A 24,979-nucleotide genomic window follows, 5' to 3' on the forward strand; every position below is an offset into this window, starting at 1 on the left:
CGGCCTATAGTCTGTCCAGACTGTTTTCATTTTTTATCGGGTTTCTTTGTGACCAGCCTCAAATCGGAATTGCCGAGCTTCACTGGATTTGCGGTCTTTGCCGCCTTCACCTTCGCGGGCGATGCCTTGAAACCGGAAACGATCGGGATTGTCCCGTCGCTGTTGCTACTGGCAGTCATATTCGTCGCGGTTATGTGGTGCGCCTTTTCGGTCGTCCGGCACGCGGAATGCCTGGCAACCCTGCTTGGCGAACCCTTCGGTACCTTGATCCTGACCCTGGCGGTCATCGGGATCGAAGTAGCGCTGATTGTTGCGATCATGCTGTCGGGCGACGCCATTCCGACGATGGCACGCAACACGATGTTCTCGGTCGTGATGATTGTCCTGAACGGGCTGGTGGGCCTGTGTCTTTTGGCAGGCGGCCTGCGCCACAAGAACCAGACCTATAATCTGCAAGGCGCGAATGCGTTCCTGTCGGTGCTTGTGCCTCTGGCAATCTTTGCACTCGTGTTGCCGCGAATCACCCACTCGGCTCCTGGCGGAGAGCTGTCTCCGCTACAGTCAGCGTTCGATGTCGTCATGTGTCTGCTGCTGTATGGTGTGTTTCTGGCGATCCAGACGGTAACGCACAGCGATATCTTTCGTCAGCCCGACGACGACGGCCATGATGAAGGGCATCATGGGGTGGTCGTCCGGTCGATGCCGTTTCACATCATTGGCCTGTTTGGGGCACTTCTTCCGATCATCCTCCTGTCGAAGAAGCTCGCACTCTATGTGGAATTCGGTATCGAGGGGCTGGGAGCACCGCTGGCCTTGAGCGGGTTCATTGTTGCGGCACTTGTGCTGATGCCCGAGGGGCTCAGCGCTCTGCAGGCCGCACGTGATAACAAGCTTCAGCGCGCTGTAAATATTTGCCTTGGATCTGCGGTGGCGACCATAGGTCTGACAGTGCCGGCCGTTCTTCTCGTAAGTTGGGTGACAGGACTCAAGATTGAGCTCGGCCTGGAACCTGCCGACATCATCATGCTCGTGCTGACTCTGTTCATAAGCCTGTTGACGTTCGGCAGCAGGGCGACGAACTATCTCCAGGGCGCGGTTCATCTGGCACTGTTCGCCGCCTATGTAATGATGATCTTCGACTTGTCCTGAAAATTACGCTCTCCTGGAGTTTTTCGTCCGAGCAAATGCTTGGACTGCTCCGGGGAATATGATTTGTATCAATAAAGTTAACACTTAACAGATTGGCCCAACATGCTGCTTTTGACCGAAGACCAGACCCGCGATGCGTTGCCATATCCTGATCTGATAGACGCTTTGGCAAAGATGTTCCGGTCTGGCTGCGTGATGCCAACCCGCCACCATCATGACATGGAAATACCCGGTGAACCCGATGCGACTGTGCTGCTGATGCCGGCCTGGGTGCCGGGCGGATATGCGGGCGTAAAGGTGGTCAATGTGGTTCCGGGCAATTCGGAGCGCAATCTTCCCGCAATTTCTGCGCAATACCTTTTGTCGGATGCACGAACCGGAGAGATGCTTGCGCTTATCGACGGTGGCGAATTGACAGCCAGGCGCACCGCAGCGGCCTCCGCACTTGCGGCCAGCTACCTGGCTCGCTCCGACGCGCGGCACCTGCTGGTACTCGGCACCGGGCGCCTTGCTCCCAATCTGATTGCCGCGCATATGGCCGTTCGTTCCATTGACGAAGTCACCATCTGGGGGCGGTCCAGGGAAAAGACGGAAGAAGTCGTGCGCTCGCTTGCCGACCAGTTCCCGGTGAAACTGAAGTCAGCAACAAGTTTGAAGGAAGCGCTTGGGGAAGCGGATATCGTCAGTGCCGCAACACTCTCTTCCGAACCCTTGATCAAGGGGGCCTTGTTGAAGCCGGGAACGCATGTGGATCTTGTGGGGGCCTTCAAGCCCAGCATGCGCGAGAGTGACGACGATCTTGTCAAGCGGGCAGAGATCTTCGTGGACACCCGCGATGGGTGCCTTTCCGAAGGTGGAGATATCGTTCAGCCGATCAAGGCCGGGGTATTGTCGCCAGGCGAAATCAAGGCAGATCTTTATGAACTTTGCCGGGGCGAACATCCCGGCCGGCAGAGTGAGGAAGCCATCACCATGTTCAAGTCGGTGGGGGCAGCGCTGGAAGACCTTGCCGGCGCCATTCTTGCCTACCAGTCAGTCGAGCATTGATTGGAAACACACAGGGCGCGGGGCGGTCTGCCCCCTCAGCCCAATTCGAATGTTGTGATGCCGTAGAGCTGGTCCAAAGGCAGATCGGGTGCCAGGCCGCGATACATGCGGAAGGTTTCGAATTCCGGTGACAGCTCGTATTTTTCCGCCATTAGCAATGCTGCCGCATTGGGTTCGGGCGTGTCGAGGATAATGGTCTGCCCTTTGACCTGTCCGGCAAGTGTGCGGAACAAGGTATCGGCAATTTCCGGCTCATCCGCGAAAAGGGGCCCGATCTTGTAGCCTTCGTGGCACTGGCGGATAATGCCGTAGCCCCTGACATGACCATCTTCGACAAAGGCAAAGCCGCGGCGTGTTTCCAGCATGGGGGCGGCCCAGGTCTTCAGGAATTGCGTGCGTTCAGCCGGAAAGAAGCGCTGGTCATAATCACGTATGCCGGGAAAAAGGCCATGACCAAGTGGTGCAAGGCGCGGGTCCATGGGCGTATCGCACATTGAGATGCCGGCATGCCGAATGTTTCGGTAGACTGATTTGAACCCGTGCTGGGCATAACTCGCAGTCTGCTCATTTACCGCATCCAGACCGATGACCCGAGACCCCAGATATGCCATTGCATGGTCCCAGATCCGGTGGCCGTATCCCATGGTCCGGAATTCGGGCTTGCAGATATAGAGCCCGATGAAGCCGAATGTATCGCCGTAGCGGACTGCCGAAATAACGTTGATCAACTTTCCGTCTATTTCGCCGGCAAAATACCCGTTCGGATCGGCTGTGAAGAATGCTGGGCCGTCTTCAATCCCGGGGTTCCAACCTTCCTCCATCGCCAATTCGAGTGGAATGTGAATCTCACTTTCCTTCAGCTGGCGAATCCTGAACGCGTCTGTCATCTGACCTCCCGAGCATTTGCAGGCTTTTGCAGCAGCGTAGGATGACTCGAAATGAAAAGAAACACTTGCCTGAAGTGGCATTCCCTCGGCTTTGCCCGAACAGCTGACGGTTGCTGATGTCGTCTCCCTTGCGTCGGAACCACAAGTGTGCATCACTTTCCCTAAGGGTATTTGATCGACGGGGGCGCCGGACGCTTTGGAGCCGGAAGTGCCTCCGTGTGAGTTCCATCACAGACAGGCAGCAGCTCTAGCGCGATAGTTACACGCGGATTTAAGCGCTGAGGACGTTATGCAGAATCGGGATTATCGACCTCTTGCCACACGAGTTGGCAAATCTATGACCTCCACCAAGCCTGTTGGCCGGTTGAGGAAAGCTGTCAGGATGGGCCTTCTGAGCCTGCCGGTGGGTGCTGCTCTTGCTTTGCCTTCCGCCCAGGTGATGGCACAGACCGAGGACGGGCGCAGGGTTGCGCTGGTCATCGGCAACCAGGAATACCAGTATGTGACCCCGCTGGAAAATCCCGTTACGGACACGACGGAAATCGCCAGGATCCTTCGGGAGGCCGATTTTGATGTGACGATCGGCACGGACCTCAACAAGAAGGATCTGGAGCAGGTCGTACGCCGGTTTCTGCGGGAACTGAACGACGGCGACACGGCGCTGTTCTACTATTCCGGTCATGCGCTTCAGGTTGGCGAATCCAATTTCATTCTTCCTGTCGACGCCAAACTGTCCTCTCAATACGACCTGGAATTCGAAAGCCTCAAGGTGTCCCATCTGCTGGACTACATGAAGGCCGCGTCCAGCCTGCAGATCGTCATGCTTGACGCCTGCCGGGACAACCCGTTCGAAATCGCAAGCCTGTTTTGGGGTGAGGAAGAATATTCGCTCGGAAAGACCAGAGGGCTCCGCAGGATTCCGAACAAGCTCGGCACATTCATCTCCTATGCCACGCGTCCTGGTCAGGTTGCCTATGACGGCAAGGGGCCGATGAGCCCGTTCACCTCTTCTGTGGTCGAAAATGCTCTTGATCCGGCGCTCGAGATCAAGGACCTGATGACCAAGGTTCGCGATGACGTGGTTCGCAAGACCGGCGGCCAGCAGATCCCATATGAGGATTCAACGCTCGTCACCAGCTTCTATTTCGTACCGCCCAAACCGGCTCCGATCGTGACTGCCCATCACAGGGTCAGTGTATCTGCATCGGCTGAATCCGTCCCGATCAGCATCCCCGAACCGGTTCAGCCGGAAGGTGGAACGCTGAAGGCGAAGCTCACCTTGCTACCTGAAAAAGGTACCTTGAAGCTGCCGGGAGGCCGGGCCGTTGCTGAGGGGGACGTGATAGATGCGGCAGAGCTTGCCAGTCTCGAGTTCTTTCCGGAAGGCTCCCAACCCGGCGACGTGGAACTGATCTCCTACGAAGTAGAGGACCAATGGGGTGGTTCTGCATCCGCGATCGCCTCAATTACGGTCGCACAGGCCGAAGCGCCGGTGCAAAACGAGCAGGTGGAGGAAAACCGCACGAAGCAGCTTGAAGCTCTCCTGTCATGGCTGGGCAACACGGCCTCAAAGGGAGCGGTAGAAGCTGATATCGGCACCGGCCCCGTAAACGTCTATCCGGATGCGCCTGTCGAGGATCTGCCGGCAACAAGCGATTGGTTGAAGGTTGTCTCTGTCGATACGGACCTGCAGCTTGCTTCCGATAACCGCTTGCTGCAGGCCGGCGACCGTTTTCCTGTTTCTGCGCTCGCGACATTGACCGTCCGTCCGCAGATCGGCAGCGAAAGTGAAGCGCGGAAATTTGCTCTGGAATTGCCGGCTGTCGAAGGAACGCCTGCAAGAACCATCACGCAGATCGTTCAACCCCGTGTAACGCAATGCGATCGCCTGGCAACCCAGCCTTTCGATTTGCAGGCGGTTACGGAAGGACGGCTCGCCAACGATCTGGATGCGTCGGCTGTGGATACGGCCTGCGCCGAAGCGATGGCTGCCTACCCGGAGATCGGCCGGTTCGTCTTCCAGCGCGGCCGTGGAGCATTTGCCGCCGGTAACCTGCAACAGGCTGTCGGTTACTTTGAACAGGCCTACCAGATGGGACATGTTCGTGCCGGCCAGGTGCTGGGGCGCATGTATTTCCTGGGTGCGGGGATCGATCGTGACCGCGAGAAGGCTGTCGACCTATACCGCAAGGCTGCGGAGCGGGGAGACGCCTATGCTCTGCATTCGCTTGGTATGGCCGAGATCAAGGGTGAAGGCACGGCCCAGAACGAAAAGGACGGCCTGGACAAACTGCTGCAGTCGGTGGAGGCAGGCCATACGTTCTCGTTCAATGCCATTGGTGGCTTCTACCTGAATGGCCAGCACGTGGAAGAAAACATCGACCGCGCCGTTTATTACTACAATCGCTCGGCATCGCGGAACGACATTTATGGCTACCTGAACATGGGGACGCTGTACCGCGATGGCAAAGGTGTGCCGCAGGACTATGAAGCAGCATTTGGCTGGTTCATGAAAGCACATGAAGGCGGGCATCCCGCCGCAGGCACGGCCATCGGACTGCTTTACTACAATGGCCAGGGTGTTGAGAAAAACGCGGAAGAGGCAACTCGCTGGTTCCGTGAAAGTGCCCAGCGCGGAGATCCCTGGGGTGCATTCAACACCGCGTGGATGCTTGGCCAGCAAGATGGCGATGCCGCAGGCCAGGACCGTGTTCGCATGCTTGCCATGGCTGTGGCTGTTGAACCGTCTTCGCAGGCTGCCGAGCAGGCAAAGACCGCTCTCGGCGATGCGCGGAAAAACCTCAAGGCAAAGGTGTTGCAACAGACCCTGACCGATCTCGGTTTCGATCCAGGACCGGTTGACGGGCAGCCGGGACGGAAAACCCGTGAAGCCCTGGCCGACTTCTTTGAAGCCTCTGGACGGGCGCCTTCCGAAGGCGATGAGGCCCTGATTGCACTGGTAAAGCATCAGTGGGAACAGAACCGTCCCAGATATGATCTGTTTTAATCGTTGAGGGAGATATTCAGATGAAATCGTTCTTGTACTTATTGCCGGTCACAGGACTGCTGACGCTGATGGTGGCAGGATGCCAGACACAGCAAAACCCGGCCCCGCAAGGTGTCAGGCAGCCTGCGACCACGAGCCCGACGACCAATAGGGCTTCGAGACCTGCCTATGATCCGATCAACGATCCTAGCGCTCAAGACCGCAACAACGGCAATAGCGGTGGCGGCAATAGCGGCGGCGGAAATAGTGGAGGCGGCGGCAACAGCGGCGGCGGAAGTGGCGGCGGTGGCGGTGGTGGCGGCGGCCCAAGTGGTGGCGGTGGCGGTAGCTGGGGCTAACCTCGCACAGAAAAGGTAACACCGATGAATGTTCCATTTGGCCTGGCGTCCGGACGATATTTCTGGGCCAGAGTGTGCAGCCTGTTTCTTATCGCAGTGAGCTTTGGCTCGACAGCGGAAGCCGGACAGTGGCGAGCACTCGTTGTGGGCGTCGACGCCTATCAGCACGTTTCTCCCTTGAAGGGGGCGGTCAATGATGCGCGAGACATCGCCGAAACACTGACAGCTGCCGGTGTTACCGACCTGACCACGCTATACGATGCCGATGCGTCGAGGCAGGCAATCCTGTCCTCATGGCAGGATCTCATTTCCCGCGCGGACGCTGATGATGTTCTTGTTTTGTCCTATGCTGGGCATGGGGCACAGGAGCCCGAGTGGGTAAAGGGTTCGGAAGAAGATGGCATGGACGAAGTCTTCCTTCTGGCCGGTTTCGATATTGCGGCACCGGGTAATGGCGAGAGACTGCGAGACGATGACATCGCCGCAATGCTCCGGGCTGCCGGTGGACGCAGTGTTCTGGTTCTCGCAGATAGCTGCCACTCGGGCACAATGACCCGATCCGTGGACCCGCGTATCACACGGCTGGGGACGCGGCTGGTTGGTTTACCCCCGTTCGAGAACGACGCCCTTCGCTCTCAACCTCTTCCGCCCATGTTGGCCGGAAACGCCCAGCAGTCAGGCGACGTCCAGGACCTTCCTAACGTTATCTACGTAGGCGCTACTGTCGATGGACAGGTCATCCCGGAACTTTTGATTGCCGGTGAACCGCGCGGTGCCTTGAGCTGGGCCTTCGCGCGCGGTGTCGAGGGAAGGGCGGATCTGGATCGCGATGGCGGTATCTCCATGGAGGAGCTCAGCCTGTTTCTCAAGGAAACCGTGCGGGTCGCAACGGAGGGACGCCAGTCGCCCAGCCTGACCATGAGCGGTGACAGCCGCGCCGCTGTCCTGCCGCGTGTCAACGAGCAGATATTCGCACATGAAAACGGCGTCTTGACCCTGTCTGCGAGCACCAATGCTGCCACGCCGGTATTGCAGCAGCTGGCCGGCAAACAGGAGGGCCGCCTCAAGGTCGTTGAAGATGGGACCGCGGATCTGTTCTGGGATGTGGAAGAAGGCGACGTCCTGACCAAATTTGGCGACGTGGTGCTGCGCGGCAAGGCGACCAACATCGACCGGTTTTCCGATGTTGTCACCAAATGGGGTTTTCTGACCGATCTTTATGCCTTGTCGCGTGAGCGCCAGCCTATTGAAGGAACACTCCAGCCATCAGTCGGGCATATCCCCGAAGGAGATGCATTCAAGGTTGGTCTTAAATCGGACCAGGCAGGCAATATGGCCGTGTTTGCACTGGAAGCAGACGGCACGCTTCGTCTGCTTGCCCCCAACAAGAAGGCAGACCCGCTTGGCAAGGACACCACGGTTCAGGCAGCCAAGCCTTACGTGTTGAACTTGAGGGCTGCCCTGCCGTTCGGCGCGGACCATATCGTTATGGTACGGGCGGCCAAACCGATGCCTCAATTGGTCGGCGTATTGGCTGCACTCGATGGCAAACCTCTGAGCGCCGAGCTGACACCAAAATTGCTTGAGTTGATTGGCCAGTATGCAGATGCCGTGGGTATTGCCGGTGTCTACACTGAGCCCGCCGGCTGACACGCGAAGTCTCCTTCTATCTTGTTGCGCTTGAAAAGAATTTTTGTGACCATGGCCACACTCATTTCGCCATCCTCTGGTAATATCGAACCATAGTCAGCGCTGGGCTGCGTCGAAAAGGCCGGGCGTATTTGGAATGACCAGGGAATCAGGAGCCCTTCATGAAACGGATTTTGAAGCATGCCTGTTCAAGGCGAAGTTTGCAGGCCACGAGTGCTCTCGCGGGTCTGATGTTTGCGCTGTCCGCCGGATCTGCACTAGCGGATCCGATTGCGCTGGTGCTGGACAAGTCGGAAGGTGTTGATGTGTCCGCGTTTACCGAGCTAATGCCTGGTGACGTAGTCGATCTCGGCGCTACCGGACATGTTGACCTGCTGGACTATTCCGCGTGTCAGGAAGTCAGGATTCAGGCCGGTGTGCTGAAGGTATCTTCAGAAGGATACACCGCAGAAGGTTCTGAACAGAAAGTTTTGAGAGCGGGTAACTGCTTGCAGGCAGACAGCGGAACCGACAGCGAAAAGGCTGACAAAGGTCTGACCGTCACGCTGCGTGGCCTTACACTGGAAAACAAGAAAGCTGCGTCATTGATGCTGCGGTTCGACAACAAGCTGCGCGATCAATACGACACGGTGTTTGTTTCCTTTGGGGGCGGTGAACCCAAGCGCTTCGATATGCTCGACAATATTCTGACCGACATGCCGAACCGTGAGCCGGAAGACGAAGCCGTAGAGGTTGAGCTGTTCCTGCAAGGCAAGGCGCCAGACTATGGTGTCGTCATGCGCACGATCACCATTGACCCGGTCCAGGTTGGACGGAAAACCGCTGTCGTCATCGTGAAATGATATTTGGCGGCCGGTTCGCGGACGCAGCCATTGGACGAAAACAGCTCATCTTGCTCATCGCACTCGTTGCGGTAGGGGCTGGGATCGCCATCGGTTTATCCGCTCAAAAGGCCATCTGGGAAGGGTGGGTGACAGACCGCCTGTTCCAGATCAAGGCCCTCATGGACAACAAGGAGCAGGCAGGTCCTGCACCTGTTGTCGTGGTCGGCCTTGATCAAAAAGCGCTTAACTCCGACCGGTTGGCACCAATACCGCGGGTTCTGATGACCCCGGTTCTGGCAGAGGCCGGACAAGCCATGTTGAATGCCGGCGCGGTGGCGCTGGGCTATGACTTTGTATTTGCCTATAGTGCGGATGGCTTTGTGGATCCGAGCACCGGCGAAGCCAGATTGAAAGGTTTTGACCTGGCATTTCAACGGTTCCTCTATCAGAACCGCGGCAAGGTCTTCATTGCTCACACCGAAATAGGCGTACCTCAACGCATGTTTTCCGCTGCAGCCGGTGAGGGCGGTGTCAGGTCGGTTATCGTTTCAACTGACAGCGACGGTGTGGTGCGACGACACGAGCCGCATTCACCTCTCACCGCTTCGCCACATCTGATCGATGCGCTTTTGGGTATCGCAGGTGTCGAGTTAGCTGAAACCTACATTCCGGTGCCATCCGCCCGCCTCGCAACGTCCGTTCCGTATCTTTCGCTTATCGACGTTCTGCAGCTTCTGGAAAGTGAAGAGGGCAGGCAGGAACTTGCCCGTTTTGCAGAAGGCCGCATCGTACTGTTCGGCGGGCTGTTGCCCTATGAAGACGAGCATCTTTTTTCTGACCGTTTCCTACCTCATCTGCCAGAACAGCTGGCAGAAACGGGGCCAAGCGGGCGACCACGCGTACAGCCGCAAACCGCCGGTGTATTTGTATTGGCCGATTTCATCGGCTCGCCTATCGCCGGAAGGATCGTGACCGAGCCTCCCGCTGGTCTCGTCCCCGCATTTGCGGTCATCTTTGCCGCGGTTGGCGCGCTCGCAGGTCTGTCGCTTCCGCTGGTCGTCTTGCCTGTTGTGGCTGTCGGCGGAGTGCTTTGCGGACTGGGCGTGAGCCTTGGCAGTATGGAGCTCGGCATGTTTCCTTCGCCGGGCGTTGCTCCGGTTGCCTTCGTCACCGCGACAATCATCGCGGCTGTCGGGAAGGTCGGCATCCTGCAGCGCCGGCAGAGGTCTCTGGTAAGGCTCTTCGGTCACTACCTTGCCCCGGATGTCATCAAGCTGATGGCGAGTTCCGAACAATTGCCGGCGCTTGGTGGGGAAACCCGGCATGTCGTCGTGGCCTTCATCGATATCGTCGGCTTCACCAAGATGTCGGAAAAACTCGCCGATAAGGATGTTGTGCGCGTGGTCAATTCCTGTTTCGACAGGATCGGACAGGTGATCACCGCTCACCAAGGGTATATCGACAAGTATATCGGCGACGCGATCATGGCGGTCTGGAACGCACCCAATACGGTCGAGCATCCCGAAAAATCGGCTGTCGATGCCGCAACAGAAATCATAAATCTGCTAGACAGATTGCGCGAAATCACCGGACAACCACCGCTGGACCTGCGCATAGCCCTCAACGCCGGACCGGTTCTGGTGGGCGACATCGGTGGTGAACATCGCCGTTCCTTCACCGTCATGGGTACCACCGTCAACACGGCAAGCCGGGTCGAATCCGTTGCCAAGGACCACAAGGTTCGTCTCGCAGTCAGTCAATCGGTCGCCGAGAAACTGCCTTCGTCCTATCCGGTTGCTGAGATCTGGAAGGGACAATTGCGTGGTCTCAGTTCCGACATCACCGTTTACACTCTGGATCTACCTGAAATGTACATGGAGCCGGAAGAAAAACGGACGATCGCGCGGCAGGAACAGGACAGGAGCAAGCTGGTCACGTTTCCGCGCTCCTGACGAAGCGCTTTCAAACACAGCATTTTTTGCATCTTTCCCAATCATCCGGCATGATCGGGATATTGATTTTCGGCAGCCTGAGCAGCTGCGACGCTGCGCTTAAGGTCTCACAATGGTCCAATGGCCTGACAACCAAAATCCGGGTGCTCATCGCCCAGAGTTTGACAGGACCGTGATCCGTCCGTCGCAAAAGGCGCCACAAGCTGGCCCTACCGCTACACCACCGCCAAAGCCAGGAGCTGCGCCGGCCAAGGGGGCGGCTCCAAAACGGTCACCCATTGTGCTTTATGCTGCAATGGCCATCGGGTTCCTGGTGCTGGGCGGTGCTGCTGGCGGCATTGCCCATCTGATCTCCTCCGGCGCGATATCCCTGTCACCTCCCGAGGAAATCGGGTTACAGGAGATCGCCGAAGCGGTGTCGGACAACGCCTCTCCGGAAAATGCTCCGCAGCAAGATCCGGACGAAACCGTTGCCAACGATCAAGCCCTGGAACAGGATGTTGATAACACTGCGTTGACCAACGAGGAGGATCTCGATGTTCCGGCCGATCCGTTTTTCGACATGGCGCTCTCTGCAGTCATTCCGTTGGCGGGCGACCCGGTCCTTTTGAAGGATGGTGCCGCCAATCGGCGGATAGACTTGTCGGAGCGTCCAGTGCCAGCCGCTGCGATCGGGGACGGTGCTGCGTCGGTACCGTCTGTTGCCGCATACGTGCTGGACAGCCAGATGCTGGACGATGACGGCAACCTGGTTATTCGCGCACCGGGTAGTGAGGCGGACTTTCAGTTCGGCAATTTCGGGGGTGGGGATGAAGCCGAGGGCATAGTCGTTGAAGAAGATGCGCAGCCCGCGGACGATGGTTCTCCCGATTTGCCAGTGTTTCTGAAGCCGTCAACTGACACGTTGAACCTCTATCTCACCGAGCGTCCCATCGGTCAGGGGCCCAGCCGGGTCGAAGTACGCGAGGAGGTAGCAAAAGCGGCCCCGCTCAAGGATTTCCTGAAAGGCAAAGGGTTTGACGAGGAAGTCCTGGATTCGCTGGTGGAATTCGTCAAGGACAACTTTGACAAAAGCGATTTGATCGCAGGCGACAAGATCGCGGTGCGTGGCGTTCGCATGCCGAACAAGGTAGGCCGGATTGGCGATTATTATCGGCCTGTCCAGATTTCGATCTACGGCCGGGAAGGGTATATCGGTACAGCCGCCTATTCGGTCGGAAGAGACGGGGACGGGTACGTAGCTGGCGCCGATCCCTGGTTTGGCAAGACGATCGTGGAACAGAAGATCGCGGGTGAGGAGGCAACTCAACCTGCCAACTCGCATCGCTTGATCGACGGTGTTTATGCCACCGCAGTCCGTAATGCCGTGCCCGCTTCTATCGTGGGCGAGGCAATCGCATATTTGGCACCCATGACCGACCTCAAGCGGTCGATCAAACCAGATGAGAGGGTCACTCTGGTATTCACGGACAGTGCTCGAGACGAGAAGCGTGGCGGTGGCAGGGTGCTCTTTGCCGGTGTTCGGCGTGGGGACGATTGGTCCGTTCGCTGTTACGTGCTGAAAGCGCCCGGTAATCGCGGTTTTGCCTGTGTGAACGAAGGCGGCAAGGTGAGCTTGTCCGGCGCCATGCTTGTCCCGGTCAAAGGTGTTCTGACATCGAAGTTCGGCATGAGATTTCATCCGATCAAGAAAACGGAACGCCTGCATGCCGGTGTCGATTGGGCGGCCCCCACTGGAACCGCGATCCACGCGGCCTTTTCCGGAAAGGTCACCTATCGCGATGTTCGAGGCGGTTATGGCAATTTCATTGAACTTACCCACAAGGACGGAATTACCAGCCGCTACGCGCATATGCATGAATACGCCGATGGCATCCAGCTAGGGTCTGTGGTTCAGGCAGGTGATCTGATTGGTTACGTCGGAACTACGGGACTTTCCACCGGACCGCACCTTCATTTCGAAATCAGACACAGGGGAGAGCCGACAGACCCGTTGGCCTTTGAAATGGAGACGGGAGCGGAAGCACCGCAGTCTGTCGGGGGCAAGGATCTGCAGGAATACCGGACGGTGATTGCCGACATTTTGAGCGTGCAGTGAAACAGGACTTGCGGAAGCGCTGAAATACGCCAGACTGTGATCCAGGTCCCAGTATTTGTCGCAGGAACGTTCATTCTGGCAAGAGTGTAACAACGCACGAGGCTGCCATGACCAGACCAGCTGCCCGCCTGGGCGATTTTCATATGTGCCCGATGACACCCGTTCCGCCAGGGTTGCCGATTGCGCCACCCTGCAAGATCAACGTCCTGATCGGTAAGCGTCCTGCTGCGAGAATGACGGACCTTTGCGTGTGTGTCGGCCCTCCGCCCGCAAATGTCGACCCCATTATCATGGGGTCGCTGACTGTTCTTATCGGAAGTTTGCCCGCGGCCCGCATTGGCGATCCGACAGCCAAGGGTGGCGCGATCACGACCGGGGAATTTACCGTTCTTATCGGGGGCTGAACCAGGACCAGCGACAATCAGGCAGATTTCCGGGCAGAATCGAAACGCCGGACAGGTGGGAGAACCTGTCCGGCGTTTTTGTTGGTTGATGTCAGCTGGCCGGCTCGATTTCGATACCGGTTTCCGTGGCTTTCAAGGTCACGCCCTTCAGTTCTTCGCCGTTCATTTGCGCCGTGAGGAACGCACGCGACAGCTTCGGCAGAAGGTCGTTGGTCAGGATGTTGTCGATCATGCGGCCACCGCTGTCCGGGTCGCGGCAGAGTGAAACGATATGGCTCACCACGTCGTCGCCATAACTCAGCACGGCATCCCGGTTCTGCTTGACCCTTTTGACAATACGGTTGAGCTGAAGCCGGACGATGAACCCGAGCATGGATGGCGATAGCGGATAGTAGGGGATGGTCACGATACGGCCGAGCAGGGCCGGCGGGAACACGTCGAGCAATGCTGGTCTCAAGGTTTCCGCGAGCTTCTCCGGATCCGGTGCGTTCGGGTCGGTTGCCGCAAGATCCGGATCACTGGAAACCGGCGCATCCAGCATGTGACTTGCTGCATTCATGATGATGTCAGTGCCGACATTCGAGGTCAGCAGTATCAACGTGTTGCGGAAGTCGATCTTGCGGCCCATGCCGTCTTCCATCCAACCCTTGTCGAAGACCTGGAAGAAGATTTCGTGAACATCCGGATGAGCCTTTTCGACTTCGTCCAGAAGGACGACCGAGTAAGGCTTACGCCGCACGGCTTCGGTCAACCGGCCGCCTTCGCCATAGCCTACATATCCCGGAGGAGCGCCTTTGAGACCGGAAACGGAATGCGCTTCCTGGAATTCGGACATATTGATGGTGATCAGGCTTTCCTCACCACCATAAAGGGTCTCGGCAAGGGCCAGGGCGGTTTCGGTTTTACCAACACCGGAGGGGCCGCACAGCATGAACACGCCGATGGGCTTGTCCGGATTGCCCAACTGGGCGCGGCTGGTCTCGATGCGCTTCGAGATCATTGCCAGACCATGGGCCTGACCGATCACGCGCTTGTTGAGGCTGTCGGTCAGCGTCAGGATCGTCTGCATTTCGTCCTGCACCATCCGGCCGACCGGAATGCCGGTCCAGTCGGAAATGATGCTGGCAACAGCCTCATCGTCGACATAGGCATAGACCATGCGATCATCTTCGGGGATTTCGGAAAGCTCCGTGCGCATCGCCTGGAGCGCTTCGCGAATGGCGTCTTCGTTGGTCAGGTCCACGTCAAGTTCAAGCTCGATCTCGTCGATCGGAACAAGAGCGGGCTTGTCGTGCTGCGGATCTTCGATTGCCTCGCTTTCCGGATGAGGCGCAGGTTCAACACCGCGAAGCTTTGCAAGAGCGGCATTCAAACGCCGGATTCCGGCTACCAGTTTCCGCTCGTTTTCCCACTGATTGCGGACAGTCTCAATGTCGCTTTCGGTTTCCGTAATCGCGTTGGACAGTGCCTCGAGTTGCTCCTGATGCTCCAGGCCCAGTTCGGCATCGTTGGTCAGGGCCTTTTTCTCTGTCTCCAGAAAACCTTTTCGGGCAACCAGGTCCAGCAACCGGGCTGGCTGTGCTGCTTGCGAGATGTTGACGCGTGCCGAGGCGGTGTCGAGAACGCTAACCGCCTTGTCCGGCAGCTGGCGTGCTGGAATGTAGCGATGTGACAAAGATACCGCTGACCGCACAGCGCTATCAAGGATGCGAACCTGGTGATGATCTTCCATCGGGCCAAGCAGGCCGCGCACCATGGCAAAGCACTTTTCCTCATCCGGTTCGTCAACCTGCACGGGCTGGAAGCGCCGTGTCAGGGCCGGGTCTTTCTCAAAATGCTGGCGGTATTCCGACCACGTCGTGGCCGCGACGGTCCTGAGTGTGCCGCGGGCAAGTGCAGGCTTCAGCAGGTTGGCTGCATCGCCCGTTCCGGCAGCGCCGCCGGCCCCGATCAACGTATGGGCTTCATCAATGAACAGGATCGTCGGCACGATGGAACCATGGACGGCATCAATGACCGCGCGCAAACGTTTCTCGAATTCGCCTTTCATCGACGCGCCGGCCTGAAGCAAGCCGAGATCCAGCGCACAAAGGCGGGTGCCCAGGAGCGCGGGCGGAACATCACCGGCAACGATTTTCTGCGCAAAGCCCTCGACGATAGCCGTTTTGCCGACGCCGGCTTCGCCGGTCAGGATCGGGTTGTTCTGGCGGCGGCGCATCAGAACGTCGATGACTTGCCGGATTTCTTCGTCGCGGCCGACGATCGGATCGAATTCCTTTGCCCGCGCACGAGCTGTGAAATCTACAGTGAACTGACTGAGTGCATCTTCCCCGGGGCCTCCTGCCGCGAGCGGCTCTGCGCCCGGTTCGCCTGCTGCGCTACCGGAGGCTGGACTTGAACCGTCGATGGGCCTCGCCCGCACTTCACCGGATGATCCGGCGATGGCATCCAGGTTGTTCGCGATTTCATCGTGCTTGAGCTTGTTGAGAGCCTTGGACAGCTGGAAAAGCTGCGTGCGGGTGCTCTCTTCGCCAAGCATGAAAAGAAGGACATAGGCCGTGCGGATTTTGTAGTCGCCGTATGTCAGCGTGCCAACGAACCAGGCTCCTTCCAGCGCTTCGCGGAAAGGCTTGGACATGGACGGAAGTTCGGTCTGGTTGATCTTGAACTCTGCAAGCGCGGCCTGCAGGTCCTTGTCCAGGGTGCCGAGATCGACGTCGAAATGCCGCAGAATATGAAATACATCAGAATTTTCGTTGCGGATCAGATAGTAAAACCAGTGGACCAGCTCGAGATGCCGGTGGCCGGCATCCTTCGTAAGCCTCATGGCCTTGTCCAGGCTATCGTAGGCAGTTGAGTTGGTCTTGTTGACAACTTTTTCAACCGTAATGTCATTCATAATATCGGTCCTTCAGACTTGAGACCTATTGGTAGACTGTGGTGTGGCGACGCACAGGCCGGAAACGGGTGTCGGTAAGCATTTCTTCTTCGTCGGCCTCCAGGTCAGTATCGTCGTCGGGGCCGGAAGCGGCGGGCTTCAGCCAGCCGATATGTCCTAGCGTTGCGGAGTTGTTGGCATCCATCCGGACAGCGGATGCGCATCTCTTCGGCAGCGCAAGTTCAATTTCATATTCAATTTCCAGGCCCAGATAAAAATCGATGAGGTCGAAAAGCTTCTCTGTCCAGGGATTGGGTCTTGCCCTGGTTGGCGGGAGAAACTGCCGATATTCCTCCAGGCTGCTCGTGAAAATCCTGATCCGGATCTTGTCACTCACACTGTAGACCTTTGATCCAACGATTGTGTCGGCGCCAAGTTGCCCGGCTCCGCCTGGCCCGAAACCTCCAAGCTTGAGCTGATCGTCCTTGTCCAGATGCAGCCACGTCCCGACACATTGATCAATCTCTACCCGGACATCGAAAACGCCCGTGATGAGGGCCTTCAAACGAGCGGCGCTCTTTGTCTTGGGGGCCATAAGGCCCGCATAGAGCAGCTTGAGCCGATCATCGATCCTGTCGAGGTCCCGGTAAAACGGGGTGCCGATGCCGATCGCCGACCCGAGATAGGCGAGAAACCGGTCGTCGTCTGGACGGTCATGTTGAACGATCGGTCTGGCATCGGCCCACGCGCGGTAGAATAACTGCAGGAAGCGGTTGTTGAACAGGTCAAGGAATCTTGGAAAACTGTCATCGCCTCTGAGCCCGCGCATGATCGCTTCATCGGTATAGGCGGATGGCAGAGCGCCTTGCGGCCCAAGCAAACCAAGGAAGCGTTCCAGCAAGACCAGGCCGCCGTCACCGTCCTTTGTCGCACGCTCAATGGTCGACGTGGCGAATTCGCTGGACGGGTCCTGACCGAAGCGAACGATGTCTTCCATCATGCGCCGGCTTTTCCCGATCCTGGGTGGAGCGGGCTCATCGGCGTTCTTCGGCTTTATTCCGCTTTCTGATATTCCCGGAGCGGTCTGGCCTTCGAGCATTCTCAGCACTGCCAGCAGATCATGTCCACCTGGATGCTTCTCGATGCGGTCTCCAAGGGCTGCAAGCAACGACGCGTATTGCTGCTGGACCGGCACCTCGATACGCGGGGTTTCCGGAACTGCTTCCTCAGCTGTTGGATCAGGCGCAGTCTCTGCGGCCTGCGTCTCAATCATCTCCTTCGTTACCTCGGCAGGGGTCTCAGCTGGAGGATCGATTTGTGGGGCAGGCGTTTCTGGTTGGGTGTCGGCAGGTGAGGGAGCGGCGTGTTCTGGCGATGTGATCGCGGCAGATTCAATCGCGGGCGACTTGATGGCGGGCGCTTCTGCCTCGTCCGCAGGTGTGTTGTTGTCCTGCGGTTTTACGGTCCAGATATCGTCAGCGTCGGCCTTCTCATCAGTTTTGACTGCCGTCTCCGTCTCCTCTTTGGTCGGCCATGCCGGGGCCTTCCGGGAGGATGAAGGCACAACGGTCTTGTCCCGTGCAACACGGGTTTTCGTCAGATCCTTGTCTGCCGGACCGCTCATAGAATTCCTTTCGCGCCGATCCGCGGAGGCCACTTCATGATAACGCCGCGCTCTGTCGTTGCGATCACACACTGCGTGAAGTGATTGATGGAGGCGTATTCGGCGACAAACCGGTCGAGGACAGCCCCCATCAGAAAGGCACTCGCCCCTTCAAAAGCCTTGTCATCGAGCGTGATCGTGATTTCGAGCCCCCTGGCGACACCTGTCCCGGACTTCTGTTGCAGGCGGCGCACAACTGGCCTTGTCGAAACCGACCGAACGGACTGGGCCTGCCGGTCTGCTGAACTGTCGGAAAGTGGCGCGAAGACGCTCAGCACATCGCGGAAAGACCGACCGTCCTGACCTGCCGCATCGTGTACAAGGCCGGTATGGTTCAAGGCCAGAATGTTAATGAGCCGCCAGGCAATGGCGCCGGCGTGACCCTGTTCGCCCAGCCTTTCATTGTAGGAAAGAAGTGGCGGTCTTGGGGGCGTCGGTCCGGCGACACAATCTACCTTGAGGCCGATATCCTCCAGTATGCGAAAATCCCCAATCTCGGATTTGTCCGGGTTGGTTCCCACGGGGAGATCTGCGGCCAGCGACCGGTTGGATGCCAATACCTTAAGTGATAGTTCCGAAAGACGTTTCTTGCCGGTTTGCAGCAGGGCGGCAGCCTGCGCTCCGCTTGAGATAGAGATGAAGGTTTCTGTACCTATGTAGTGGCTCGGCTGCATGCGCCGGATTTCGGAAGACGACTGGCGTCGCGGCAAACGACGAATGGTATAAAACCACTCGTGACCGGCTTTTTCAGTGTCTGGTGCAACGCTGTAGAGCGGTTCAACCGGTCGTTTCTCGCCTCCTGAGAAGTGGGCGGAAACTTCAGTGACGGCATGCACTTCATAATCCAGTGGACGTGTCCGGTCCGTGATGACAGCAAACTCGTGCTGCCCTTTCTTGATCGGCACACGGTCAGTCTGCCTTTCGAACAAGTTGACGGCCGGTGCTGAGTGAAGCGCGAAAATCTTGCGTTCAACGTGAGCAGGCAACCGGTTTTCTGCTTCATCGAACACGAAGACCAGATCGAATGCTTTTGCCTTGACCCTATCCAGGTAACGGCGCAGGCCCGTCAGACGGAACCCGAGGAAGCTGCGCGGAAAGTTGAAATAGTCACGCAAGTGATCAAAGCCGGTGAACAGGCGCAAGTCGTTGTGCAAGAGGGAATCTTCTTCATCGAAACCCAGCTGCTCGATGGCATCGACGGGCAGGCGCTGCAGGCTGGCCTGACCGAAGGCGTCCTCGGTACGGATGTAGAGCGCGATTGTATGTCCGAAGATCTGTTCATAGACCTTCGCAGCCAGATCCAGAGGTCCGATCAATCGGACGGGAAGTGAATCGATCCGACAGCCGGCCACCTGGTATTCTGGTTTCTTCAAGGCTTCTTCGGCTGAAACCTCGTTTTCCGGATCCTCGGACATGCGGTGTGTGAACGTGATGGACAGACCTGCGCGCGTGCGTCTGTCTTCAGCCATCTCCGCACCGAGGCCGGAGACCTGCGCAGCTGAGCTCAGGTACTTTGCAGCTGTCAGCTCCAGGGGCGTCAACGTAATAGGAGAGGTGAGAGTGAACCTGCAGCGAACCTCTCCCTGGCGTTCACGGAAGACGGCCTCCATGGGAGCATGGCGATCGACCTTTATGCCGTTGCGCAAATTCGCGTCGCCATATTTCGGCGTCACGCGGGCAAGTACCAGAGAGGGAATGGGCGCCAGCGCGGTTGGATATAGTTGTTCGAACAGGTTGGAAGTGAATTCGGCGAACTCATGCTTCATTTTCAGCTGCACGCGAGCTGACAGGAAGGCAGTACCTTCAAGCAATCCGGACAGCATGGGGTCGGAACGGTCTTCCAGAAGCCCACCCAGGCGTTCTGCTACAGCAGGATAGGCCTCCGCGAATGACGCCCCTTGTTCTCGCAGGTAGGTGAGTTCCTGATTGTAGAGGTCGAGAAATTCCCGGTTCATGCAGTTGCCCCGATGATCTTGATACGGCCGAAAGCAGGGTCGACGTCGGCTACGAATTCACTCGCGACCCGGATCGGATCGCAGCGTATTTCTGCCTTGATGAGAAATCTTACCTTGAAGGTATCGCTTTCGACCTTGTCGTCGCGCTCGACCTTGAGCGTGCGCGGGTCCATGCGCGGTTCGAAATGGATGAGGGCCTGTCGGATGTCTTCGGCAAGTCGGTCAATGCGAACGCTGTCAACAATATGGACAGAAAGGTCCGGCAATCCGTAATTGATGATCGAGCTCTCAACTTCCGGAAAATCGGAAAGGTCCTGAGTGGAATTGAGGTTGACCGTATTGAGGAGCGCCTGCAGATCTTGCCGGACTTCGGAAAGCAGCGTGTGTTCAGAGACACCGTAGGATCTGGAAAGCCGCCGACCGGACCTCAGGTTGGCGCCGTTCTGTGCTTCTTTTTGCCTGTCCTGAGCGGCCTTGTAGTCTGGGTCGTCCATTGCACGGAAGGCCCACATCAGCGGGGAGTGCATTTTCACATTTGATTTAGCCATCGGCCAAGCCCACGCTGACTGCTGCCCCGGAAATTCCTAAGTGTGACCGTGGCGGTGCCGCTTCGAAAGTTGAAAGTCTGCATCGCCGGTCCAAACCAAAGAAGGCTGCCGCGCCGAAGCGCGGCAGCCCTGCAGGCCGAAGCCTTATTTCTTTTCGTTTGCTGCAATGTCCCAGGCAAACTCAGGGGCTGCGCCCTTGGAGCCGTCCGGCTTCTGTTCGGTGTAGATGTACTTGTACTCACCGAAGTTCAGCGTGACGCTCTCCGTGATGCGATCGTCGGAGCCACTGCCGCCGGTCGAAACGTTGGTCACGATAATGTCCTTCATTTCGAGCTTGATGTATTCCAGCGGGTTATCACCGGCAGCTTTGCGAACAAAGAGAGTGCCTTTGGTGATATGCTTGCCGGTCGACACGTGCTGCAGAAGCACAGGGGTGGATTTGTCGACGAACTTGGTGATGCTCAGATCCTGGAAGTGTGCCTTGCCGGAGCCGGAGCCCGAACCCATGTGGGTGGTGCCGGACTGGGAAGCGCCCCAGGACCAGGAAAGGACGTCAATCTTGTCCTTATGGGTCTTGTCCTGTGCTTCGCCTTTGATACCTTCAAGTTCCAGATAAAAATCGACGGCCATTTTAATAGATCCTCTTGGTTGTTGAGGGCCAGGTAAATGTTCCTGGCTCAAACTCTGCTATTCCTGACAACTACCTCGGACCTCGCGGTCCAAACCCCTAGGCGCTTGCGCACCTTGTTTGTACCTCCGCCCGGGAAAACCGGGCTGCATCCCGTGGGATGCATGCCAGGGGGCGGGCTGCCGCCCCGCCGGCAATTTGTGAAATCAATTACCGTCTTGCGGAATGCGGGACGCCAGGCTCATGCCGATGTCCATGCCTTCCAGCTGATAGTGCGGACGAAGGAAGAACTGGGCCCGGTAATATCCGGGGTTTTCCTCGTCGGGCACGATAGTGACCTTGGCTTCCCGCAGCGGCTTGCGCGCCTTGGTTTCCTCGGTCGAGTTGTCCGGATCACCATCGACGTAGTCCATGATCCAGTCATTCAGCCAACGCTGCAGCTGCGCCGATTCCTTGGTCGAACCGATCTTGTTGCGCACCATCACTTTCAGGTAGTGGGCGAAACGAGTGGTCGCGAACATATAGGGCAGGCGGGCAGACAGGTTGTCCGATGCCGTTGCATCCTTGCCGTCCGGTCCGGAGAACTGGCGCGGTTTGAAGACGGACTGAGCTCCAAGGAAGGCTGCCTGGTCCGTATTCTTGCGGTGGATCAGCGGGATCAGGCCCAGACGGGAGATCTCGTGTTCGCGCCGGTCGGAAATCGCGATTTCCGCAGGGCACTTCTGGTCCACACCGCCATCGTCGGTTTCAAAGACGTGGGTCGGCAGGTTTTCCACCAGACCACCGCTTTCGACGCCGCGGATGCGCACAGTCCAACCGAATTCCTTGTAGGCACGGTTGACGTTGGTTGCCATGGCATAAGCCGAGCTCATCCAGGCGTAATTCTCGTGGCTGTCTTCGCCGAACTCTTCTTCGAAGGCGAATTCTTCCACCGGGTCGGACTTCGCACCGTAGGGCTGGCGAGCCAGCACGCGGGGCATTGTCAGACCAAGGTAACGGGAGTCCTCGGATTCCCGCAGCGTCCGCCACTGGGCATGGATCTCCGTATCGAAGATCTTGGACAGATCACGCTTGGCCGGCAGTTCCGTCCAGCTGTCCATCTGCATCAGTTGCGGATTGGCCGCTGCCAGGAACGGTGCATGGGCTGCCGAAGCGATCTTTGCCATGCCGCGCAGCACGGTGATGTCCTGCGGGTCGTAGGAGAACTCATAGTCACCCACGAGACAGCCGTAGGGCTGACCACCCAGCTGGCCGAATTCGGCTTCATAGATCTGCTTGAACAGCGGGCTCTGATCCCACTTGGCGCCGCGGTAGCTCTTGAACACGCCTGCAAGTTCTTTCTTGGAGATGTTCAGGAACTGAAGCTTGAGCGATGCGTCGGTTTCAGACTGGTGCACGAGGTAATCGATCCCGCGCCAGGCACTCTCAAGTGTCTGGAACTCCTCGGCGTGAATGATCTCGTTCACCTGAGCCGTCAGTTTTTCGTCCAGCTTCGCGATCATCTCATCGATCGTGTCGTAGACGTCTTCCTTGATAAGCGCCTGATCGGACAGGGCTTCAGCGAGGAAGGTCGACATGGCGTTGTCAACCAGCTGATTGGCCGTATCGTTTTCGTTCTTGATCCGGAAATTCTGTTTCAGGATCGAGGCGAACTCCTCGGGGCTCTTCTCAACCGCAACTTCGCCGGCTGCTGCGCCACTTGCCTGGGCGCTGGTATCGGTGCTGCTCATTTATGCCTCCTCCGTGCCGTCGCCGTCTGCCTGCTTGTCGGCGGACGATGCCTTGTCGGCTTCGATTTTCTGAGCAAGTGCCTGCATCAGAGCCGGGTCCCGGGTCAGCTCCTCGAGCTGGGAGATCGCCTGGACACGTCCGTCCATCATGGTGCGCAATGCAGCCAGGCTGCGGCGTGCATCGAGCAGCTTCTTGAGTGCCGGAACCTGTTCGGCAACGCGTCCCGGGGTGAAGTCGTCCATGCTCTTGAAACGCAGCTGGACGCTCATTTTGGAGTTTTCTTCGCCGGACAGCTTGTCCTTCACGGTGAAGGAGGTGCCAGGTTCAATTGCTTCCATGCGCTTGGAAAAGTTGTCCATGTCGATGTCGAGGAACTTGCGGTCATCGATATCGGCTTTTTCCACGCCAGGGTTGTCGCCGGAAAGATCGGCCATGATGCCCATGACGAATGGCAGTTCCACCTTCTGTTCCGCGTCAAACGGATCTTCATAGAAAATGTGGACCCGCGGAGGTCTGTTGCGCTTGATAAAGCCTTGCCCGCTGTTCGATGCCATTGTACTTGCCTTTCATTTTCATGACCCAGAAGAAAAAAGGTCAATTTTAGTCAAATACTAGCGCGTAACTCTTGTTTGCTAATTGCTGTACTTAGGTCGGCGCTGCGTTTCGTTGATATCTATGTACTGCGTTTCTGGGGAACGGGAAGTGATCACGGTCACATGATCGATGGTTTATTTTTTTCTCGAAATATTGAGGACCCGTTGGCCATTGGTGTCAAGTAAGAAGCTGAAAACCCTAGGTAACATAGGGGTTGTAATGGCAGTTGAATCAGTCCTCCTCCGGCCTCAGGAAGAGGTTGAGAAGACCGGTGAATGAACCGGAACTCATATTCTGCGCCTCGTCCAGCAAAAGGGGGATCGGGCTGGTGGGTTCATTGGAAGAATAGTAACCCTTGACCGCCGCAATACCCTTCATTGCGTCACTTCGGCTTTCGATCACCATCACTGCGAAATCATCAATTTCGCCCAGTTCCCGGTCACCACAGTCGTTCAGGTCGATCAGTCGGTCGTTGGAAAGCTGTAACCCGCTCGCACCCAGAATCAGCGCTACGTCGTCGAACCTGCGCGGCATCAGTATTTTCAAGGCATCCAGGTAGGACTTGCCGACGAGGCCGCGAGCCTCGCGCACCAGAAACAGCGCCGGATGCGACGGTTCCCGGCTGGCGAAATAGTCTTCGACAGCGTCCAGAATCAGTTTTGCCTGGGCGGCATTCTTGATTTCTGATTGAGACGCCTGCGATGTGTCAGCTGCTGCTGCCTCTGCTGCAGTATCTTCAGACGAAGAGACCTCCGTCTCTTCAGGGGAGAGGCGTCCGAGCCGCTTGTTCAGTTCGGCATTCATCTCCTTCAGGAGAGTGGACAAGGCCTCATAATTGGGAGGAGCTGCTTTCGCACCGCTCGCCTTGAGCTTTTCGGTGCACAGCTCGGCTATGGTCTGAAGTTCGTCCGGCAGGTCTCCAAGGTCCTTGAGGATCTCGTCGATAGCGTCCTGCTCGAGTTCGCCCGATGTCAGTGCAGCCTCAATCGCACCAAGTGAGATTGTATGCTCATCCGGACGTGCCGTGGCATCGCCGGCCGCAATCTGGATGGCGCGATAGCTGATGGGCCCTGTCCGTCTGGTTTTGAGCAGGGGCGCTGCTTCCAGCGGAAGGACGACCGTGGGCCTGTTGTTGAGGGACTCGAGCGCTCCGATTCGTTCCATGTGGCCGAAGTCGGCATCGCTTGGATGGACGTCGTCCCAATGGTTCTCCAACAGTTTGCGAATGATGCGAATCGAGTTCGCAAACGTATGGACTTGACCGCTCAGAAGACCGAACTGCGCGAGAATGACAAGCAGTCTCAAGTCTCTGGACTGCTTCAGGAAGCCGTCCATCTGCTTGAAGAGGTCGGTAAAGTCGATCTCGGATCGGTCGAATTCGCTGTATCGCTCCGGCAGCAATTCCTCACACGAATCCAGAAGCGCGGCAAAGGCGGGTTCGGTATCGTAGAGGTCCGGCCCGCAGCCAGCACCCGGCGCTACTTCAGTGCCGTAGGTTTCCGGATCGAAATTCATTCGTGCTCCCCAGCCCGGTATGCATTCCGGTGGTATGTCCGGGATCGGTCCCGGTTATTGTTCAGGAGACCCGGACCGGGAAAAGCTCCGGTCCGGCATGTCTGATGTGTG

18 protein-coding genes are annotated in these 24,979 nt (G+C 57.6%); 9 read left to right on the top strand and 9 right to left on the bottom strand.

The genetic code is table 11. From position 1 onward, the window contains the following. The first annotated feature begins 48 nt into the window (after nt 1–48). Both J7447_RS07125 and J7447_RS07130 read left to right on the top strand, forming a co-directional pair. Nucleotides 49–1,149, top strand: a complete 1,101-nt coding sequence (locus tag J7447_RS07125; protein ID WP_353653748.1) for a calcium:proton antiporter — start codon at nt 49–51, stop codon at nt 1,147–1,149. 102 nt (nt 1,150–1,251) lie between these two features. Then, entirely contained in the window at nt 1,252–2,196 is a 945-nt protein-coding gene (locus tag J7447_RS07130) for an ornithine cyclodeaminase family protein (protein ID WP_022999382.1), read from the top strand. Between the two features lie 35 nt (nt 2,197–2,231). Here J7447_RS07130 and J7447_RS07135 read toward each other — a convergent pair whose 3' ends face one another. Then, the gene (locus J7447_RS07135) at nt 2,232–3,083 is read right to left on the bottom strand and encodes a GNAT family N-acetyltransferase (RefSeq protein WP_022999381.1); all 852 of its coding nucleotides are present in this window, start codon (nt 3,081–3,083) and stop codon (nt 2,232–2,234) included. 382 nt (nt 3,084–3,465) lie between these two features. On the opposite strand from J7447_RS07135, the gene J7447_RS07140 reads away from it, so the two are divergent. From J7447_RS07140 to J7447_RS07170, 7 genes are all read left to right on the top strand, one after another. Beyond that, nucleotides 3,466–6,090, top strand: coding sequence for a caspase family protein (locus tag J7447_RS07140; RefSeq protein WP_209169167.1), 2,625 nt, complete (start codon nt 3,466–3,468; stop codon nt 6,088–6,090). A 20-nt stretch (nt 6,091–6,110) separates the two neighbouring features. After that, entirely contained in the window at nt 6,111–6,428 is a 318-nt protein-coding gene (locus J7447_RS07145) for a hypothetical protein (RefSeq protein WP_187306522.1), read from the top strand. A gap of 24 nt (nt 6,429–6,452) precedes the next feature. After that, complete coding sequence (locus tag J7447_RS07150; protein ID WP_083660549.1) at nt 6,453–8,078, top strand: caspase family protein; 1,626 nt, start codon at nt 6,453–6,455, stop codon at nt 8,076–8,078. Between the two features lie 161 nt (nt 8,079–8,239). Next, nucleotides 8,240–8,920, top strand: a complete 681-nt coding sequence (locus tag J7447_RS07155; RefSeq protein ID WP_208984155.1) for a hypothetical protein — start codon at nt 8,240–8,242, stop codon at nt 8,918–8,920. Next, nucleotides 8,917–10,854, top strand: a complete 1,938-nt coding sequence (locus J7447_RS07160) for an adenylate/guanylate cyclase domain-containing protein (protein WP_286188960.1) — start codon at nt 8,917–8,919, stop codon at nt 10,852–10,854. The genes J7447_RS07155 and J7447_RS07160 overlap by 4 nt, the downstream gene beginning before the upstream one ends. A 280-nt stretch (nt 10,855–11,134) precedes the next feature. Beyond that, a complete protein-coding gene (locus J7447_RS31520) occupies nt 11,135–12,952 on the top strand; it encodes a M23 family metallopeptidase (RefSeq protein WP_209169169.1) in 1,818 nt (605 codons plus the stop codon). A gap of 107 nt (nt 12,953–13,059) precedes the next feature. After that, a complete protein-coding gene (locus J7447_RS07170; protein WP_031268781.1) occupies nt 13,060–13,356 on the top strand; it encodes a PAAR domain-containing protein in 297 nt (98 codons plus the stop codon). 91 nt (nt 13,357–13,447) lie between these two features. Here J7447_RS07170 and tssH read toward each other — a convergent pair whose 3' ends face one another. From tssH to J7447_RS07210, 8 genes are all read right to left on the bottom strand, one after another. Continuing rightward, nucleotides 13,448–16,255 (bottom strand): type VI secretion system ATPase TssH, encoded by a 2,808-nt coding sequence (gene tssH, locus J7447_RS07175; protein WP_055653991.1) that lies wholly within the window; start codon nt 16,253–16,255, stop codon nt 13,448–13,450. A gap of 25 nt (nt 16,256–16,280) precedes the next feature. Next, nucleotides 16,281–17,858, bottom strand: coding sequence for a type VI secretion system baseplate subunit TssG (gene tssG, locus J7447_RS07180; RefSeq protein WP_209169170.1), 1,578 nt, complete (start codon nt 17,856–17,858; stop codon nt 16,281–16,283). Further along, nucleotides 17,855–19,852: a type VI secretion system baseplate subunit TssF gene (tssF, locus tag J7447_RS07185; protein ID WP_209169171.1), complete on the bottom strand. Its 1,998-nt coding sequence runs from the start codon at nt 19,850–19,852 to the stop codon at nt 17,855–17,857. Before tssF ends, tssG begins: the two co-directional genes overlap by 4 nt. Beyond that, nucleotides 19,849–20,400, bottom strand: a complete 552-nt coding sequence (gene tssE, locus J7447_RS07190; RefSeq protein WP_022999369.1) for a type VI secretion system baseplate subunit TssE — start codon at nt 20,398–20,400, stop codon at nt 19,849–19,851. The genes tssF and tssE overlap by 4 nt, the downstream gene beginning before the upstream one ends. A gap of 144 nt (nt 20,401–20,544) precedes the next feature. After that, the gene (locus J7447_RS07195; protein WP_022999368.1) at nt 20,545–21,030 is read right to left on the bottom strand and encodes a type VI secretion system tube protein Hcp; all 486 of its coding nucleotides are present in this window, start codon (nt 21,028–21,030) and stop codon (nt 20,545–20,547) included. A 204-nt stretch (nt 21,031–21,234) separates the two neighbouring features. Beyond that, nucleotides 21,235–22,758, bottom strand: a complete 1,524-nt coding sequence (gene tssC, locus J7447_RS07200) for a type VI secretion system contractile sheath large subunit (RefSeq protein WP_022999367.1) — start codon at nt 22,756–22,758, stop codon at nt 21,235–21,237. Continuing rightward, the gene (gene tssB / locus J7447_RS07205; protein WP_022999366.1) at nt 22,759–23,313 is read right to left on the bottom strand and encodes a type VI secretion system contractile sheath small subunit; all 555 of its coding nucleotides are present in this window, start codon (nt 23,311–23,313) and stop codon (nt 22,759–22,761) included. A 271-nt stretch (nt 23,314–23,584) separates the two neighbouring features. Beyond that, on the bottom strand, nt 23,585–24,868 hold the full coding sequence (locus J7447_RS07210; protein ID WP_209169172.1) for a type VI secretion system ImpA family N-terminal domain-containing protein: 1,284 nt from the start codon (nt 24,866–24,868) through the stop codon (nt 23,585–23,587). Between the last annotated feature and the right edge of the window lie 111 nt (nt 24,869–24,979).

It is taken from the genome of Labrenzia sp. R5_0 (assembly GCF_017743835.1).
In the GTDB taxonomy this organism is placed as follows: Bacteria; Pseudomonadota; Alphaproteobacteria; order Rhizobiales; family Stappiaceae; genus Roseibium; species Roseibium algicola.

Coding starts and splice junctions, on each gene's coding strand:
- J7447_RS07130 (WP_022999382.1), top strand. CDS start 1,252: ATGCTGCTTTTGACCGAAGACCAGACCCGCGATGCGTTGCCATATCCT.
- J7447_RS07135 (WP_022999381.1), bottom strand. CDS start 3,083: ATGACAGACGCGTTCAGGATTCGCCAGCTGAAGGAAAGTGAGATTCAC.
- J7447_RS07140 (WP_209169167.1), top strand. CDS start 3,466: ATGGGCCTTCTGAGCCTGCCGGTGGGTGCTGCTCTTGCTTTGCCTTCC.
- J7447_RS07145 (WP_187306522.1), top strand. CDS start 6,111: ATGAAATCGTTCTTGTACTTATTGCCGGTCACAGGACTGCTGACGCTG.
- J7447_RS07150 (WP_083660549.1), top strand. CDS start 6,453: ATGAATGTTCCATTTGGCCTGGCGTCCGGACGATATTTCTGGGCCAGA.
- J7447_RS07155 (WP_208984155.1), top strand. CDS start 8,240: ATGAAACGGATTTTGAAGCATGCCTGTTCAAGGCGAAGTTTGCAGGCC.
- J7447_RS07160 (WP_286188960.1), top strand. CDS start 8,917: ATGATATTTGGCGGCCGGTTCGCGGACGCAGCCATTGGACGAAAACAG.
- J7447_RS07170 (WP_031268781.1), top strand. CDS start 13,060: ATGACCAGACCAGCTGCCCGCCTGGGCGATTTTCATATGTGCCCGATG.
- tssH (WP_055653991.1), bottom strand. CDS start 16,255: ATGAATGACATTACGGTTGAAAAAGTTGTCAACAAGACCAACTCAACT.
- tssG (WP_209169170.1), bottom strand. CDS start 17,858: ATGAGCGGTCCGGCAGACAAGGATCTGACGAAAACCCGTGTTGCACGG.
- tssF (WP_209169171.1), bottom strand. CDS start 19,852: ATGAACCGGGAATTTCTCGACCTCTACAATCAGGAACTCACCTACCTG.
- tssE (WP_022999369.1), bottom strand. CDS start 20,400: ATGGCTAAATCAAATGTGAAAATGCACTCCCCGCTGATGTGGGCCTTC.
- J7447_RS07195 (WP_022999368.1), bottom strand. CDS start 21,030: ATGGCCGTCGATTTTTATCTGGAACTTGAAGGTATCAAAGGCGAAGCA.
- tssC (WP_022999367.1), bottom strand. CDS start 22,758: ATGAGCAGCACCGATACCAGCGCCCAGGCAAGTGGCGCAGCAGCCGGC.
- tssB (WP_022999366.1), bottom strand. CDS start 23,313: ATGGCATCGAACAGCGGGCAAGGCTTTATCAAGCGCAACAGACCTCCG.
- J7447_RS07210 (WP_209169172.1), bottom strand. CDS start 24,868: ATGAATTTCGATCCGGAAACCTACGGCACTGAAGTAGCGCCGGGTGCT.